Source organism: Shewanella sp. SR44-3 (genome assembly GCF_014163735.1).
In the GTDB taxonomy this organism is placed as follows: Bacteria; Pseudomonadota; Gammaproteobacteria; order Enterobacterales; family Shewanellaceae; genus Shewanella.
Map to the genome: position 1 here is coordinate 57,073 of NZ_JACJDV010000016.1, position 17,172 is coordinate 74,244.

The following is a 17,172-nucleotide window of genomic DNA, read 5'->3' on the forward strand; positions in this document are numbered from 1 at the left end:
TACCCCCAATATGCCCCTCATTAGCTACATATTAATGAAATTTGGATAATTTGGCATAATCTGTTGTAATTTTCGTTCCATTTTCCATTTTTGAAATTATTGCTTTATCAATTAAAATAACTGAACCTGCTAAATAGATCTTAACGCTACCACTGGCAACAGATGGAGTATCAGTTTCCCATTGAGAATCAATTAGCACTTCATAAGTCACATCTTTTGGCAAAAATATTTCAACACCCTGACTGAAAACTCGGTAATCATTATTAATAGATGACTCTATTTTCTGTGATTTTATACTAATATCTGACGCCACAGATGAGGGTGATAGAAATAAAACATTACTAAATATAGCGATAACTAAGGATGATAAAACAGCCACTTTAGTTCTATAATGGGCTTTTCTCGGGATAATATCAGGCACAAACAGCGAGCTCACCTCTAATTCCAAACAAGATGCCAGTGCCTTTACTGTCTCCAGCGAACTAGTCCCATTATTTTCGACTCTTTGTATTGTTCTTAAACTTACGCCACTAGCATCAGCTAAGTGCTGCTGGCTCCAAGCTCTCAATCTACGCTCGGCGATAACTTTTTCAGTGTTTATTTTCATTTCCATTATGATTTCTCTCTAGAATATATTGAATCAATATCCTGTTAAGAAAACCCTTCCTTGTATACGACACATTTACGCCAACTTAGCGACAGACTCCTGTCACGTTACATTTTCCGCATGTTATAGAAGCTGTAGTCGTGAAAAATTGAGCTAAATCTATAATCAAAAACTCAGAATGCGAATCAGCGAGTGCTAGCCTTCAATTGTTATTCAGTACTAAAAAACCACTTTCTTGGGCTTAATCACCTAGATTATCACTTAACTCTGCACCAAATTTTTCATATGTTCACGCGAAATAAACAAACATAGCAGCCAACATAATCCACTTCCAACTTATACCAATCCTTATAAATATCTGATCAGTTCAGAGCTATGTCAGCGGTTCGAAAACAAGCCAAATTGGTGACGTCATAGTGTGGCTATGGCGAGACAATTTGGCGCAGTAGTCGGGCTGCTGACAAGCTCCCGCAGGGCGAGTTTATAAGGGGTGTATGCTGTGTTGGCCGATGTCGACTTATCCCGATAGGCCTTCCATCGGCCGCCTTGCCTACCCTCCCTTATAACACTCGCTGAATGAGCACATATTTATGCGGATTGGTATTACGTTCAAGTAAAGCCAATCGACGCCACTGCCAACGTTCAATATTCCATGATTCCATCCGTTCTAAATAATGGATAAAGTTAATTTTCCTGCGAAAGCTGTATTTAGGTACTGAAAATTAAGGTGTGAACAGTATTTTTTGAATACTCATCATCGTTGATAAGTTTTATCTAGCTCTCTACAAGCGAACTGTAACCTTAATGACATCTAACGCTGCGTCCCCCCCTACTTTGGTGACAAAGATTGCTTATAGCAAATCAACTGAACGCCTGATTTTAATCTTTTATGCAGGGGAAAAATTGCCGTTATCTTAAGCTCTGACTAGATTTATCTGGGCTTGATGAGCATGATGCAAGCCAAAAAAGTGCGTGGCAACATGTGCAAATAATGGATAGTAAATTTAATGGAGTCATACCATGTCAAATCAAATGCTAGGCGCGTTCGGACCTTATACCAGTGAAATCAATCCTGAAGCTAAAGCTGCATTTGCCGATGCGATGGAACATTTTGTTGGGGTTAAATATTCACCCGTGGCTGTGGCTAGCCAAGTTGTCTCGGGAATCAACTACTCGTTTTTTTGTAATGCAGAAGTAGTGGTGCCTGGTAGTACGGTTTATCCTGCGATGGTCGATGTATATAAGCCGCTCAATGGCCCTGCACAATTAACCCACATTGGTAAGTTAAATCGCTAAGCTTAAATATAAATCGGGATAAAAAGACATAAAAAAACACCGCCATTTGGCGGTGTTTTCTTTATGGAGCTAAAGGTAATTAAGCTTCTGCAACAACAGATACTTTAACTAACGCTTTAACTTCAGTGTGCACTTGTACTTCAACTTCGAAGTCACCAGTAGTGCGTAGTGCACCTAATGGTAGACGCACTTCTGATTTAGCAAGCTCAACGCCAGCTGCAGTTACTGCATCAGCGATGTCACGGTTACCAATTGAACCGAACAACTTACCTTCATCACCAGCTTTAGAAGCGATAACTACAGCTTCTAATGCGGTTAGTTTTTCAGCACGTGCAGTCGCAGTAGCTAAGTCAGCAGCTAATTTAGCTTCTAAATCAGCACGACGAGCTTCAAATACTTCTACGTTTGCTGCATTTGCAACAACCGCTTTACCAAATGGTAAAAGGAAGTTACGTGCATAACCCGCTTTAACAGAAACTTGGTCGCCTAAGCTGCCTAAGTTTGCAATTTTATCAAGTAGAATAACGTTCATTATCAAATCCTCTATATTCGATTAGGAATTAATACTGCGATTACTGATGTAAATCAGTGTATGGCAGTAGAGAAAGATAACGAGCACGCTTGATAGCGCGAGCTAGTTGGCGTTGGTATTTAGCACTAGTACCAGTGATACGGCTAGGAACAATCTTGCCGCTTTCAGTGATGTAGTTCTTTAAAGTAACGATATCTTTGTAATCAATTTCTGCAACACCTTCAGAGGTGAAACGGCAGAACTTGCGACGACGGAAATAACGTGCCATGTTGACAGTCTCCTAAGTTTTCAATTCGACATTTTCAGCATGCAAGACTAAACGGTTTTGACCATTTCGCCCTTGTTGTAGTGAAAGAAATCCCTCTACTTCAACTTGCACACCTGCTTTTAATTCATCTGCTACGCTGCTAAAGCGTGGACCACTTAATATCACTTGGATCAGACAATAGACGTTTCGCAACATATCTACTTCATACCGCTGAGATTTATGTTCCAATGTCACCACTACATGAGCAATGCCACTTGGACTTTCAAAGCGTCTTGAGCGTGTTACCGTCCCAGACAGCGATAAGTGGTTATTCACAGATTAAATTATTCAGCGTTTTCTTCAGCGCTTTCTTCTTCTACACGGTCATCAGAAGGTGAACGACGTGAATCACGCTCGTCTCTTGCTTTTGCCATAGGAGAAGCTTCAGTAACCGCAACTTTAGTGCGCATTACCATGTTACGCAGAACAGCGTCGTTGAAACGGAAAGCTGTTTCTAATTCTTCAATAGACTCTGCAGTAGCTTCTACGTTCATAAGAACATAGTGAGCTTTATGTAGGTCTTGGATTGGGTAAGCCAGTTGACGACGGCCCCAATCTTCTAAACGGTGAATTGTGCCGTTAGCAGCGGTGATAACACCGGAGTAACGCTCAATCATACCTGGTACTTGTTCACTTTGATCTGGGTGAACCATAAATACGATTTCGTAATGACGCATTTATTGCTCCTTACGGTTAGGTAGCCTCGTTTTGGCTCAGTCAGACCAAGTTAGAGGCAAGGAACGAATTAAAGTGACTGATTTAGGCGCGTGATAGTACAGAAACCCAAGCTAAAATTCAAGCAATAACTTTTGTTTGCTTTGCACCACTTTAGATAAGCGGGTATCATTGCCAGCTGATGAATTGTCATGCCGCCTTGCCCTCAATTGAAGAACCTTAGTAATGAAAAATGTATTCGCTGTATTTGGTCTTTTACTCACTTTCGCTGTTAGCTCAAATTTTGCTTGGGCATTAGTACCACCAGATTACCAAGATCCACCTAGCGACTTCACCGCTGAAGTTGAGGCAGGCTTGCAACTCAATACTGGTAACAATGAATCAAAAAACTTCAATGGCCGCACTTATCTTACCTATGACAGCCCTAAAACCCGCCAAGAAGGGACATTTAAGGTCTTTTACTCTGCTGATGGAAGTGAAACCACCTCTGAAAAGTACGACTTATTCTTGCAATCAAGCTATAAGCTAAACCGGGGTTATGTATTTGGTCGTGGCGAATTTACTTGGGATGATTTTGGCTCATTTACCGAGATTACAACGCTATCTACCGGTTACGGTTTTGATTTAATCAAGAGTTATAAAACTAAATTAAGCCTTGAAGCAGGTCCTGGTTATCGTTATGACATGCCTAAAGCAACAGTGTCAGAGCCGATCCCAGTAGCAAACCGTGAGGTCATTTTACGTACTGCGGCCCGTTATTCTGTAAAGCTACAAGAATACACTAGCCTTAATGCTGACATCACTGCTGAAACAGGGCTTGATAACAACACACTGACGTTAGATTTAAGCTATAAAAACACCTTCCTACAAGACTGGGCATTTAAGATAGGCATGAACATTCGCTACACCCAAGATGTACCAGAAGATAGTTTAAGTACTGACACGACAACCACATTTAATTTGCTGTATACATTCCAATAATTTTCTCCTACAGTTTTAAAACACCACATTACATTGATAGTAAGAACAATAAGCCAAGCTTATTGTTCTTCCCTTTTTTTTGGAGGCTGTTTAATCATGGCTAGCCCTATGCGCGCTTTTGCTTCTCTATATAGCACCACCTTTTTAATGGTGCTTGCTGCAGGTTTGCTGACGACTTATCTAGGCCTGCGTTTGACCGTGATGCAGGTGCCACAATTGTGGATTGGTGGCATGATGTCAGCTTATTATGTCGGCCTAGTGGCAGGCTCAAAACTAGGGCACAAGCTGATTGCTCAAGTAGGTCACATTCGCGCATTTGTCGCCTGTGCTGGTGTAGTCACGGCCTCTGCATTAGGTCACGCATTAATAGATGACTTAACCATTTGGTTAGTATTACGACTTTTTGTGGGCATGGGCATGATGTGCCAATACATGGTGCTAGAAAGTTGGTTAAACGAGCAGTCGGATGATAGTCAGCGCGGCACCGTCTTTGCCAGTTATATGATCGTCTCCTACCTTGGTTTAATGGGTGGTCAGGGTGCAATTAGTCTCTACCCAGAACTGGGTATTGAGCCATTGCTACTTATCGCAATTTGCTTTGCTTTATGTATTGTCCCAATTGCTATTACACGCCGCATTCATCCTGATCCACTAACTCCAGCTCCGCTGAATATGCTTCTTTATTGGCGCAAAGCTCCCCAAGCCCTTACCACTGTCGCCCTTGGCAGCATGATAGTAGGCTGTTTTTATGGTTTAGCCCCAGCGTACGCCAGCGGTCACGGCATATCCCCTGAAGAAGTCGCTCTCTATATGTCTTGCACTATTTTTGCTGGGCTCTTGGCGCAGTGGCCCATGGGTAAACTCTCAGACATCATGCCAAGAAGTCGCCTAATACGTATCAACTGTACATTACTAGGCATCTTGGTTTGCTTCATTGCCATGCTCCCTTATAACGAAATCTACTCGCTACCGCTTACAGGATTATTTGGCATCTTGGCTTTTACCTTTTATCCATTAGCAACTGCACTTGCTAATTCGCGAGTCAGCCAAGAAGAACGCGTGGGGCTTTCTGCGACTATATTAGTGACCTTCGGTTTAGGCGCTAGTATTGGCCCCTTGATTGCATCCAGTTTAATGCAGACCTTCGGTGATTACATGCTGTATGTCTTCATGGGATTCTGCGCCTTTGGTTTGCTGGTATGCTTGCATTTTATTAATAGCCGCCAGAAGAGCGAACGACAGGTCAGTGGCGATTATGTCATGGGAGGCGGCGATCTGGTGCTCTCTCCTTATGCCGCAGCTATCGACCCTAGGGTCGATGTTGAATCTGTTCAAGATCAAATGGTCAATCCTCAAGAAGATGAAGATAACGCCACAGATGATTTTGAGGAAGAGATGACTCAAGACGGCGCGTTTCAAGCAGATGTAAATGAGGCTCCAGAGCAAGAAATGGCATCAACCCCTAAAGATCTGCAAGCCTAACTGAGTGTTATCCATGTTGATGTTGATGTTGATGTTGTGCACTAAAACATCACACTCAACTGGTAGTTAATATAAAATACAACATAAAAAACGGGCGCCTGATAGGCGCCCGTTTTATTGTTTAAATCTTAATACTGGCTATTTTATCCGTTGACGTACGGCTTCAAATAGACAAACACCTGTAGCCACAGAGACGTTCAAACTTGATACACTGCCAGACATAGGGATGGACACTAACTTGTCACAGGCTTCACGAGACAAGCGGCGAAGCCCTTTATCTTCCGCACCCATCGCAATCGCTAGCGGTCCGGTAAGTTCGGCCTGATATAGCGCACTATCAGCTTCACCAGCCGTCCCCACTATCCACACACCACGATCTTGTAAATGACGCATGGTGCGAGCCAAGTTGGTCACCTGGAATAAGGAGACGGTTTCTGCGGCGCCACAAGCAACCTTGCTAACCGTTGGCGTAAGGCCTGCTGAGTTATCTTTAGGTACGATAATCCCCTGCACACCCGCGGCGTCGGCATTACGTAAACAAGCGCCTAGGTTATGGGGATCGGTCACACCATCAAGGATGAGTAAAAATGGGACTTCAGTAACATCAAGCAGTGCATCAAGCTCGTTTTCTGCTAATACTTTTGCCGCTTGAACTCTTGCTACAACACCTTGGTGCTGACTGCTGTCCGCTTTTTCATCTAAGGTTTTTTTAGTCGCGCGCTGGGCGATACAACCAAATTCTTGTGCCACCTTTAATAAAGAGGCTAAACGATCATCATCACGGCCTTGTAACACCCACAGCTCAAGAATGCGCTCAGGGCTGTGAGTTAATAGTGACTCGATGGCGTGAATACCGTATATAAAATCTTGTTTTTTCATTTAATGATTTTCTCTGAGCAGTTACTGCTTGGGTTTCTTTTTAACTGTTTTTTTAGCCGTTGTTTTAGCTGCTGCAGGCTTCTTAGCTCTAGGCTTTTTCACCTTGCTCTTAACAGCGCCTTCAGTGGCTGGTTTACCAGCCTTACCACTCTTGCGAGGCTTTTTAGCAGCAGACTTTTTACTGTCTGAGCTAGTGGCTGTTTTTCCAGCAGGCTTACGCCCGACTTTTGCGCCTTCAAGATTAGTTCGCTCCCGCGCCGTTAGCGGCTTACGACTAGCAGATTTAGCGCGCCCTTTGACATTATCACCAACCATCACTAAATCGATTTGCCTGTCATCTAAGTTTACTGCGGCAACTTTAACCGTCACAGCATCACCAACTTGGTAAATTTTACGGGTATTTTCACCGATCAAACGCTGCCTAGTTGAATCAAACTGATAGTAATCGCTAGCAAGGCTAGAGATATGCACTAAACCATCGATAAAGAGCTCATTTAAGCGAACAAATAAACCAAAGTTAGTCACAGAGGCAATGACAGCCTCAAAAGTGTCACCGACGTGATCTTGCATGTATTCGCACTTAAGCCAATCGCTCACGTCACGAGTCGCCTCATCGGCACGGCGCTCTGTGGTTGAACACTCTTCACCTAAGACATCTAGTTCATCCAGTAAATAATGATATCCGCCATCTTGAGTCCACTTTTCATTGGCTTCGCCAGCTTCTTTGGCCAATAAGAATTTAATCACCCTGTGCAGAACTAAATCAGGGTAGCGGCGAATAGGCGAGGTGAAATGGGAATATGCTTCTAACGCTAAACCAAAGTGGCCTTCGTTATCTGGGCTATAAATCGCTTGACGCATAGAACGCAGCAACATCACTTGGATCAGCTCAGCATCGGCTCTGTCGGCAATTTTCAGCATCAAATTCTGATAATCAGATGGTGTTGGCTCAAGGCCACCATCCATACTCAGACCACGTTCAGCGAGGAACTCTTTGAAATTTGCCAGTTTCTGCTCAGACGGTGCTTCATGGACGCGGTATAACACCTCGCCTTTGTGTTTTTTAACAAAATTGGCGGAGGCTACGTTAGCTAAAATCATGCACTCTTCAATGATTTTATGTGCTTGGTTTCGCCCTCGAGGCACTATTTTTTCAATTTTACGTTGTTCATTGAAAATAAACTGTGTCTCTAGGGTTTCAAAGGCGATGGCACCACGTTCAGCGCGGCGTTCATCTAAAGTCAAATACAAAGATTGCAAACACTGTAAATGCGGAAACAATGCTTGATGCTCAGGTGCAATTGCACCGCCTTCTAACATGTCGGCCACTTGAGTGTATGTGAAGCGCGCATGAGAGTGCATTACCGCTGGGTAAAACTTAGCACCAGACAGCTTACCGCTAGCGGCAATGGTCATTTCTGCGACCATACACAAACGATCTACCTTAGGCTTTAATGAACATAAGCCGTTGGAGATTTTCTCTGGCAACATAGGGATCACTTGCGAAGGAAAATATACTGAATTTCCTCGCGAACGCGCCTCTTCGTCTAAGGCTGAATCTGTGCGTACGTAATGACTTACATCAGCAATTGCGACCCATAAACGCCAGCCGCTAGGTTTTTTTTCTGCGTACACAGCATCATCAAAATCTCGCGCATCTTCACCATCGATAGTAACCAGAGGTAAATGACGTAAATCGACGCGACCTAGCTTATCTTCTTCGGTCACTTCATCGGGAATGCGTTTAAGCTTTTTCTCAATAACCGCTGACCAAGTGTGTGGTAAATCGTAATTGCGCAGGGCAATTTCAATTTCCATACCTGGAGCCATGGTTTTACCTAGCACTTCGGTCACTTTAGCTGCGGCCTTAACGAAACGCCCCGGACGGCGGGTAAGCTCAACGACCACTACATCACCCGCTCTTGCTCCGTTAGTGTCTTCAGCGGCGATCAATATTTCTTGGGTGATGCGCCTATCATCGGCGATAACAAACCCCATACCAGCATCCAGATGGTAGCGACCGACTAAAGCTGCGGTGCGCTGCTGTACTAAGCGTACAATGCGCGCTTCACGGCGGCCACGTCTATCAGTACCCGCTTTTTGCGCCAGCACTTTATCGCCATGAAAATACATCAGCATGTCACGGTTATTAATGTACAGGTCATCGCCGCCTTCATCTGGCTTAAAAAAGCCAAAGCCGTCTCGGTGACCAAGCACTGTACCTGATAACAAGTCCATACGCTCTGGCAAACCGTAACTTTGTCCGCGAGTAAAGACTAACTGACCATCACGCTCCATAGCGCGCAGGCGACGACGCAGGGCTTCTAATGGCTCTTCATCTTGGATATTTAATGCCTTGGCAATGTTATCGCGAGTGATAGGTGACTTTTGGCCGCGTAAGTATTCTAAGATAAACTCACGGCTTGGAATGGGGTTGTCGTACTTGTCTTGCTCTCTCTCAAAATGAGGATCGTTGATCATTCAATTTCCAAATATTTTGCCTCGTTGTTGAGGCCTTAACGGGTGTAAAAGCGAGATTTCTGTGCCCTTTCCACTACACTGGTGGGCATTTTAGCAGCTAATGCTCGCAATAATGATAAGGCTCGCTTCTGGGTCGCCTCATCTTCAAAAACGTTGTTATACAGTAAATGGTAGCCAAGCTCATAGTCTGTAGGGCTACCGTATCCTTCGCTAAATAATCGCACCAACATTATCTGGGCAGCTAAGCTGCCATTGGCTGCTGCGGGTAACACGTATTGCACGGATTTGTCTTTATCCTTGACTACCAACTTACCTTGGTAATGGTAATCAGCTAATTTTATCATAGCTTCGGCACTGCCTTGCTCAGCTGAGGTGCGCAGCATTGCCATACCGCGGGAAGCATGCTGCTTAACACACACGCCTTGATTGAGCATTTCGCCCCATAAAAACTGGTACAAGGGCTGCTTCAATACTTCGGCTCTTGCCTCTATATCCTGCACTAGCTGACAGTCATCAGCTTTAACACGTTGAAGATAGGTACCATCGCGCATTAGCTGCAGTAGTTGTTCATTGCTATAAATATCAACTGCAAGCGTCTCCGCCATCGCAGAGGTTTGCAATACACCCAATAATAACAGCGATAGTCTTAACATGATAATGTCTCAGTAATGCCCAAGTCTCATATATCCATCGGCATTATAACTTAATTCTTGAACAATAAATGCCAGTTGATAATAAACAAAAAGGCCGCTAGAAGCGGCCTTTTTTGATTAACTGAACGGATTCACCAGAATCATAGTCTCATTTCGGTCTGGACCGGTTGAGATGATATCTATTGGTGCTTCAAGCAGCTCTTCAATACGCTTAATATAAGCGATAGCCGCTGCAGGTAACTGTTCAATTGAAGTGGCACCATAAGTGATGTCACTCCAGCCTGGCATGGTTTCGTAAACAGGGGTTACTTCTTCATAGCCTTCTGCAGCTAATGGCGTTACTGTTTCAATAGTGCCATCAGGATACTGATAACCAACACAGATTTTAACTTCTTTTAAGCCATCTAAAACATCAAGCTTAGTTAAGCAAAATCCACTTACGCTGTTTATCTGTACTGCGCGGCGCATAGCCACAGCATCTAACCAACCTGGACGACGTTTACGACCAGTAGTGGCACCAAACTCCTGACCTTTGTGACCAATATAGTCACCAATTTCACAAGAAAGTTCAGTAGGGAAAGGACCTGCACCAACACGTGTGGTGTAAGCTTTCATGATGCCCAGTACGTAATCTAAGTGACGCGGACCAAAACCAGAACCAGTAGCGACGCCGCCAGCTGTAGTATTTGATGATGTCACAAATGGATAAGTACCGTGATCGATATCCAGTAGTGTGCCCTGTGCGCCTTCAAACATTATTGGCTCACCCGCTTTACGGGCAGTATCCAATAATTCAGTCACATCAGTACACATGCTCTTCAGATAATCAGCAACAGCCAATGCATCTTCAAGTGTCTTCTGGTAATCAACCGCTTCAGCCTGGTAGTACTCAGTCAACATGAAGTTATGATACTTCATGACGTCTGCAAGCTTAGTTGCAAATAGTTCAGCGTTAAATAAGTCACCGATACGTAAACCGCGACGGGATACTTTATCTTCATAAGCTGGACCAATACCACGACCTGTTGTTCCAATTGCTTTATTACCGCGCGCTTTTTCGCGAGCAATATCAAGTGCACAATGGAAAGGAAGGATAAGCGGACACGCTTCAGAGATAAGTAAACGCTCTTCAACTGGAACACCACGCTCTTTGAGCATGTTGATCTCTTTTAGTAAGGCATCAGGTGCAACAACTACACCATTACCGATAATGCATTTAACATTATCACGCAAGATACCTGACGGGATCAGATGAAGTACAGTTTTATCGCCATTAATAACTAATGTATGACCCGCATTGTGGCCACCTTGATAGCGAACTACATATTTTGCCTGTTCTGTTAGAAGGTCGACAATCTTACCTTTTCCCTCGTCACCCCATTGGGTACCGAGAACGACTACGTTTTTGCCCATTGTTTGCTGCAAGGTTGTGGTATAAAGTCGAATTTTAACAGATTTTAGGGGGAGGTAGGCAAGTTTTTTATGAAAAAATAACCAATAAAACTATCCCTGCTGTCACCAATGTACCACCTAACTGTCTTAAAACAGCCTGATTTTGTTCAGAAATCTCCTTTAAGTAACGACGCCATTTATTAGGAAATAATAATGGTCCTATACCTTCAAGTATGAAGACAAAACCTAACGCCAGCATTAAAATCTGAAGTTCCATGTCAATCTCCTTATTTTTAATACAAATCGTATTAATTATCTGGCCATTCTACTGGAGTTCGAAGCGGGTTACTCAAGGCGGAGGCATGAAGGCATAGTGATGCAAATCTTCAACGTAGAGCTCTTTTGAAACCCGCCCCTCGGGAGGGCTTCGGCACTCCATTTCACCGTTGCACCAATTTGAAAGGGAATAATTCTTACTGCATTAATACGCCTTGAATTGAAAAGCTTGAGACACTCTAGATAGAACGCAAAGTTAATGTGATTAGTATAATCATCCATTTTACAAATTTTAGGCAATAAAAAACCCAGCATAGGCTGGGTTTTTTGTATTCCAAAAGCAGATTAACGCTTAGAGAATTGTGGCTTACGACGTGCTTTACGTAGACCAACTTTCTTACGCTCAACTTTACGAGCATCACGGGTAACGAAACCAGCGCTGCGTAATGTAGGACGTAAAGCTTCATCTAGTTGCATTAGTGCACGAGTAATACCGTGACGAATTGCACCAGCTTGGCCAGTAGTACCACCGCCCTTTACTGTTACATAGATGTCTAGCTTATCAGTCATTTCAACTAACTCTAATGGTTGACGAACAACCATACGAGCCGTTTCACGACCAAAATAGACATCAAGAGGACGTTGGTTAACAACGATATTGCCACTACCAGCTTTTGCGAAAACGCGAGCGGTAGATGTTTTGCGACGGCCAGTGCCGTAGTACTGAGTTGCAGACATTTGCTTAATCCCGTTTAGATATCAAGAACTTGTGGTTGTTGTGCAGCGTGGTTATGCTCAACGCCAGCGTAAACTTTAAGTTTACGGAACATAGCGCGGCCCAATGGACCTTTTGGCAACATACCCTTAACTGCTTTCTCGATGATCATTTCTGGCTTTTGCGCCTGCAGCTTTTCGAAGCTGATTTGCTTAATGCCACCAGGGAAGCCTGAATGCGAGTAGTAAATCTTACCAGCCGCTTTGTTACCAGTTACAGTCACTTTTTCAGCATTGATAACGATGATGTAATCACCAGTGTCAACGTGTGGAGTGTATTCTGGCTTATGCTTACCGCGTAAGCGAATTGCGATTTCAGTTGCGATACGACCTAAAGTTTTGCCTTCAGCGTCAACAACAAACCAGTCACGAGTTACAGTTTCTGGCGTAGCAGTAAAAGTCTTCATTATTACAAAAACCCAAAGTTAATTTTCTGTCACACATGTTGAATGCACCTGCAAACAACACAAAATTACCGATCCTTGCCCCTTCGAGCATTGATATTGGCTTAAAACTTCCGCCCAATGGCGGAGTAACGTGGGCAGGGTGCGGATTATAGACAAAGCTGAGTTAAAAATCATCTGATTTTTTGTTTAAATTGGAAATAAACCCAACAGCAGCAAAGTCATCTTCCGTCACACGGCATCAAGTTATCTTAACTCCCACAATCTGAACCTCATTTACTAAGGTAAATGCTCTAGCGCTAGGTAGTCGTGGGATTGCATTTCAATTAACCGTGAACGACAACGCCTAAATTCAAAGTCCAGTTGCCCTTCAGTATAAATTTGTTCTAGAGAAACGTGAGCTGAAATGATCAATTTAACGTTACGCTCGTAAAACTCATCGACCACAGCCAGGAAGCGTCTGGCGATATCATCTCCAGTCTGCTTCGCGCCCATTTGTTCCAGACCACTGAGTAGCACAGTGTTGTACAGGCGTGCAATTTCCATGTAATCCCGCTGGGAACGTGGACCATCACAAAGTGCTCTAAAATCCACCAACAATACACCTTGTGATTGCTGTCTAATAACAATTTTACGGCCATCAATATCCAAAGCTTGAGTGAATACTTCAGACTCTGGCGCCAGCTGCTGGAAATATTGCAGCAGATTAACGTCCGACTGTGCATCTAAAGGGTAATGATAAATTTCCGCCTGTTCTAAAGTACGCAAACGATAATCTATACCTGAGTCCACATTGAGGATCTCACAGTTTTGATTAATCAACGCTATGGCAGGCAAGAAACGTACCCGCTGCAAGCCATTCTTATAGAGCTCATCGGGAATGATATTAGAGGTCGCAACCAAGACCACTCCTTCTTTAAACAATGCTTCAAATAAGGTGCCCAGCAACATAGCATCGGTAATATCAGAGACAAAAAACTCATCAAAACAAATCACTTGATATTGCTTCGCCATTTTCTTCGCTATGGTCAGTAACGGGTCCTGAACTCCTTTTAACTCACCCAAATCATGATGCAGTTGATGCATGAAGCGATGAAAGTGCGCCCTCAGCTTATTCTGTGTCGGCAAGGCATCAAAAAACGTATCCATCAGGTAAGTTTTACCACGGCCAACGCCGCCCCAAAGGTACAAACCTTGCACTCCAGCGCGTTTATTCTTTCCTGTCACAGCCTTAAGCAAAGCCCCTATGCTGGACACAGGCTTGGTCGCCTCGATAAGATCTTCGTATACTCGCTGAAGCGCCTTTACGGCTTGCTCTTGTGCCAAATCATGGGAAAAATCATCTCTTAGGAGATCTTGCTGGTAATGCTGCCAAGGGCTTAACTGCGACACGGTTTCACTCTCTTAACCTAAAATAGTCTGCAATCATAGCATGAGAGACTAGCGCTCAGTAAGGCTTCAGCTAGGCTAACTCCACGTTAAAATTAAGCTTTGTTAATAATGACTGAACCTTTTGAAATAAAAACCGCTCCGAATGTATAGTAAAACCATGAACCGGATTAAGCATTCAACAAACCGTGTTTAACCTACAAAAGTATTCATGTGATTGCCAATAAGGTTACCCACATAATTAACAAAGTTACTCTGTCATACACCAATGTATAGACATCTAGATAATAGGAGTTAGGAACTGATGAAAACAAAATTAACACTACTTTCAGCCGCACTATTAACCGCAACTTTATCCAGTGCATTTATTCCTGTTAGTGCCAGCGCTGCAATTCCCCAAAGCGTGAACGGCCAAATACTACCCAGTCTTGCCCCTATGCTTGAAAAAACGACTCCAGCAGTAGTGTCAGTTGCCGTCTCAGGCACCCATGTTTCAAAGCAAAGAATTCCCGATGTGTTTCGCCATTTCTTTGGCCCCAACGGCCCTCAAGAGCAAACTCAAGAGCGCCCTTTTAGAGGGCTTGGCTCCGGCGTCATTATTGATGCAGAAAAAGGTTACATTGTAACCAACAATCATGTCATCAATGGTGCCGATGACATTCAAATTGGTTTGTTCGACGGCCGCGAAGTAAAAGCTAAGCTCATTGGTGCCGATCCTGAATCTGACATTGCTTTATTGCAAATTGAAGCTAAAAATCTCACCGCAATCAAGCAAACAGATTCTGAAGAAATTCGTGTCGGTGATTTTGCTGTTGCCATTGGCAACCCCTTTGGTCTGGGTCAAACCGTGACTTCCGGCATAGTCAGCGCCCTAGGCCGTAGCGGGTTAGGCATAGAGCAATTAGAAAATTTCATTCAGACTGATGCAGCCATTAACAGCGGTAACTCAGGTGGCGCCTTAGTGAACTTAAATGGCGAGCTAATGGGAATAAACACTGCAATTGTTGCCCCAAGTGGCGGTAATGTGGGAATAGGCTTTGCTATTCCGGCGAATATGGTCAACAACTTAGTGGCACAAATCATAGAGCATGGTGAAGTAAAACGTGGCGTACTTGGTATTTCTGGCCGAGATTTAGACCGAGAACTTGCCAAAGGTTTCGGGCTTGATACTCAACATGGGGGCTTTATTAATGAAGTCATGCCTGGTAGCGCTGCTGAGAAAGCGGGTCTTAAAGCCGGTGATATTATCACCAGCGTGAATGGCAAGAAGATCAAAACTTTCCAAGAGCTTAGGGCTAAAGTTGCCACCTTAGGTGCCGGTGCTAAAGTAGATTTAGGCATAATGCGCGACAGTGGCTCCAAGAATATTACTGTGGTGCTCGGTGAAGCCGACGCCTCTATGAACTCTGAAGCTGGGGCTATTCACCCTATGTTGCAAGGAGCTAATTTAGAGAACAGCAAACAATCTGGCATAGTCATCACAGATGTAGCTCAAGGCTCACCCGCAGCCATGAATGGCCTTAAAAAAGGCGATGTTATTGTGGGTATCAACCGCGACAGAATCACCAATCTTAAAAACTTAAAGGCACATCTTAACGACCCAAAGGGTACTGTTGCACTAAAGATTTTACGTAACGGAAGTCTGCTTTACCTCATCTTGAGATAAGAGCGCCACCCGGTTGATGCTCGTTGAGATATGACAAGCATTAACCCTAACAAAGCGATTTGAACCATTAAGCATCTAATTGATAAGCATCGAGTTAACTCTTCGATGCTTATCTTTTTTAATCATGTTAATCTATCCCCCCCTAGTTGCCGTTGAAACCGCCATGAACATAAAAGCGCTCCTCCTTTATTTAAGTAAAGCCGTATTATTCGGCCTAGTGATGGCCGCTGTTTTCTTAGGTGCAACAAGTATCATCAATAGCAATGGATTTGGCAGTAACCTAACGGGTAATAATCATAAGAGTAAAACCCTGTCCTTCGCGGCAGCTGTGCGCAAAGCCGCTCCTGCTGTGGTTAACATCTACAGTTTGAGCATAGCTAAAGATCAACCCTTGGACTCTGGTTCCCTACAAGGCTTAGGCTCTGGGGTAATAATGAGTAAAGAGGGCTATATCCTTACTAATTATCATGTCATTAAAAAAGCCGATGAAATCGTGGTAGCCCTGCAAGATGGTCGAAAATACACCTCTGAAGTCGTAGGCTCAGATCCAGAAACTGATTTAGCCGTACTCAAAATTGAAGGTGACAATCTGCCTATTGTGCCCCTAAACCTGCTAACTCCGGTGCAAGTAGGCGATGTGGTTCTTGCCATTGGTAATCCTTATAACATTGGCCAAACAATCACTCAGGGAATTATTAGTGCGACAGGTCGTAATGGTTTGAGCTCAGGTTATTTAGATTTCTTACAAACCGATGCAGCCATTAATGCAGGTAATTCTGGCGGTGCACTCATAGACACAGATGGTGAGTTAATAGGCATTAACACTGCTGCATTTCAGGTGGGCGGCGAGGCTGGCGGCAATGGAATAAGCTTTGCCATCCCTATTAAACTTGCCCATAGCATTATGGGAAAACTGATAAATAATGGCCGAGTAATACGCGGCGCCATTGGTGTATCAGGAAAAGCATTAAGCCCCGTATTAGCACAAATTTTAAATCTTCCAAATCAAAAAGGTGTTGAGGTAACCGATGTAGATCCCAGCGGGCCTGCTGCACGGGCGCAACTTCGCCCACGTGATGTCATTATTGCTTATGAGAATGAAGAAGTGCCAGGGGTTGAGATGCTGATGGATAGAATTGCTGAAACACTGCCCGATGCCAGAGTGACCTTAACGATTATTCGTGAAGGCAAAGTTCAAGATTTAGCCGTTATTATTGCAGAGAAACCAGTACCGGAATAATGCCAATCGTACGGTAAGCGTCTGGGCAACTACACCTATCTTTTAAAATTCCATGGTAACAGGCTGTCTATATCCGGTGCTGGTTGGCACAGTTCATTAAGGCAAGCCATGATGTAATCAAATGGGACTAAGCCATTG

18 protein-coding genes are annotated in these 17,172 nt (G+C 43.8%); 5 read left to right on the plus strand and 13 right to left on the minus strand.

Annotation, left to right across the window (positions count from 1 at the left end):
- Positions 1-31: 31 nt before the first annotated feature.
- Positions 32-613, minus strand: coding sequence for a helix-turn-helix transcriptional regulator (locus H5073_RS10180; RefSeq protein ID WP_182679449.1), 582 nt, complete (start codon positions 611-613; stop codon positions 32-34).
- Between the two features lie 1,014 nt (positions 614-1,627).
- Between H5073_RS10180 and H5073_RS10185 the strand changes: the two genes are divergently transcribed.
- A complete protein-coding gene (locus tag H5073_RS10185; RefSeq protein ID WP_182679451.1) occupies positions 1,628-1,903 on the plus strand; it encodes a hypothetical protein in 276 nt (91 codons plus the stop codon).
- Between the two features lie 79 nt (positions 1,904-1,982).
- On the opposite strand, the gene rplI is transcribed toward H5073_RS10185, so the two are convergent.
- From rplI to rpsF, 4 genes are read right to left on the minus strand one after another with little or no spacing between them, the layout of a single operon-like run.
- Positions 1,983-2,435, minus strand: coding sequence for a 50S ribosomal protein L9 (gene rplI, locus H5073_RS10190; RefSeq protein WP_182679453.1), 453 nt, complete (start codon positions 2,433-2,435; stop codon positions 1,983-1,985).
- Positions 2,436-2,475: 40 nt separating this feature from the next.
- Positions 2,476-2,703: a 30S ribosomal protein S18 gene (gene rpsR, locus H5073_RS10195; RefSeq protein ID WP_011494975.1), complete on the minus strand. Its 228-nt coding sequence runs from the start codon at positions 2,701-2,703 to the stop codon at positions 2,476-2,478.
- A 12-nt stretch (positions 2,704-2,715) separates the two neighbouring features.
- Entirely contained in the window at positions 2,716-3,018 is a 303-nt protein-coding gene (gene priB / locus H5073_RS10200) for a primosomal replication protein N (RefSeq protein WP_182679454.1), read from the minus strand.
- Between the two features lie 8 nt (positions 3,019-3,026).
- Complete coding sequence (gene rpsF, locus H5073_RS10205; protein ID WP_182679456.1) at positions 3,027-3,419, minus strand: 30S ribosomal protein S6; 393 nt, start codon at positions 3,417-3,419, stop codon at positions 3,027-3,029.
- Positions 3,420-3,642: 223 nt separating this feature from the next.
- Between rpsF and H5073_RS10210 the strand changes: the two genes are divergently transcribed.
- Together H5073_RS10210 and H5073_RS10215 are read left to right on the plus strand one after the other, a co-directional pair.
- On the plus strand, positions 3,643-4,398 hold the full coding sequence (locus H5073_RS10210) for a DUF481 domain-containing protein (RefSeq protein WP_182679458.1): 756 nt from the start codon (positions 3,643-3,645) through the stop codon (positions 4,396-4,398).
- 96 nt (positions 4,399-4,494) lie between these two features.
- On the plus strand, positions 4,495-5,880 hold the full coding sequence (locus H5073_RS10215; protein ID WP_182679460.1) for an MFS transporter: 1,386 nt from the start codon (positions 4,495-4,497) through the stop codon (positions 5,878-5,880).
- 138 nt (positions 5,881-6,018) lie between these two features.
- Here H5073_RS10215 and rlmB read toward each other — a convergent pair whose 3' ends face one another.
- From rlmB to zapE, 8 genes are all read right to left on the minus strand, one after another.
- Entirely contained in the window at positions 6,019-6,759 is a 741-nt protein-coding gene (gene rlmB, locus H5073_RS10220; RefSeq protein ID WP_182679461.1) for a 23S rRNA (guanosine(2251)-2'-O)-methyltransferase RlmB, read from the minus strand.
- A gap of 21 nt (positions 6,760-6,780) precedes the next feature.
- Positions 6,781-9,240, minus strand: a complete 2,460-nt coding sequence (gene rnr, locus H5073_RS10225) for a ribonuclease R (RefSeq protein ID WP_182679463.1) — start codon at positions 9,238-9,240, stop codon at positions 6,781-6,783.
- Between the two features lie 35 nt (positions 9,241-9,275).
- Positions 9,276-9,893: a tetratricopeptide repeat protein gene (locus H5073_RS10230; RefSeq protein WP_182679464.1), complete on the minus strand. Its 618-nt coding sequence runs from the start codon at positions 9,891-9,893 to the stop codon at positions 9,276-9,278.
- 117 nt (positions 9,894-10,010) lie between these two features.
- Positions 10,011-11,306, minus strand: a complete 1,296-nt coding sequence (locus H5073_RS10235) for an adenylosuccinate synthase (protein ID WP_182679466.1) — start codon at positions 11,304-11,306, stop codon at positions 10,011-10,013.
- A 67-nt stretch (positions 11,307-11,373) separates the two neighbouring features.
- Positions 11,374-11,562, minus strand: a complete 189-nt coding sequence (locus H5073_RS10240) for a DUF2065 domain-containing protein (RefSeq protein ID WP_182679467.1) — start codon at positions 11,560-11,562, stop codon at positions 11,374-11,376.
- A gap of 344 nt (positions 11,563-11,906) precedes the next feature.
- Positions 11,907-12,299: a 30S ribosomal protein S9 gene (gene rpsI, locus H5073_RS10245; RefSeq protein WP_182679469.1), complete on the minus strand. Its 393-nt coding sequence runs from the start codon at positions 12,297-12,299 to the stop codon at positions 11,907-11,909.
- 14 nt (positions 12,300-12,313) lie between these two features.
- Complete coding sequence (gene rplM, locus H5073_RS10250) at positions 12,314-12,742, minus strand: 50S ribosomal protein L13 (RefSeq protein WP_011494964.1); 429 nt, start codon at positions 12,740-12,742, stop codon at positions 12,314-12,316.
- Between the two features lie 276 nt (positions 12,743-13,018).
- Positions 13,019-14,131 (minus strand): cell division protein ZapE, encoded by a 1,113-nt coding sequence (gene zapE / locus H5073_RS10255; RefSeq protein WP_182679471.1) that lies wholly within the window; start codon positions 14,129-14,131, stop codon positions 13,019-13,021.
- A gap of 301 nt (positions 14,132-14,432) precedes the next feature.
- Here zapE and H5073_RS10260 point away from each other — a divergent pair, with 301 nt between their 5' ends.
- Positions 14,433-15,794, plus strand: a complete 1,362-nt coding sequence (locus H5073_RS10260; protein ID WP_182679473.1) for a DegQ family serine endoprotease — start codon at positions 14,433-14,435, stop codon at positions 15,792-15,794.
- A 163-nt stretch (positions 15,795-15,957) separates the two neighbouring features.
- Positions 15,958-17,034, plus strand: a complete 1,077-nt coding sequence (gene degS, locus H5073_RS10265; protein ID WP_182679480.1) for an outer membrane-stress sensor serine endopeptidase DegS — start codon at positions 15,958-15,960, stop codon at positions 17,032-17,034.
- Positions 17,035-17,172 lie beyond the last annotated feature (138 nt).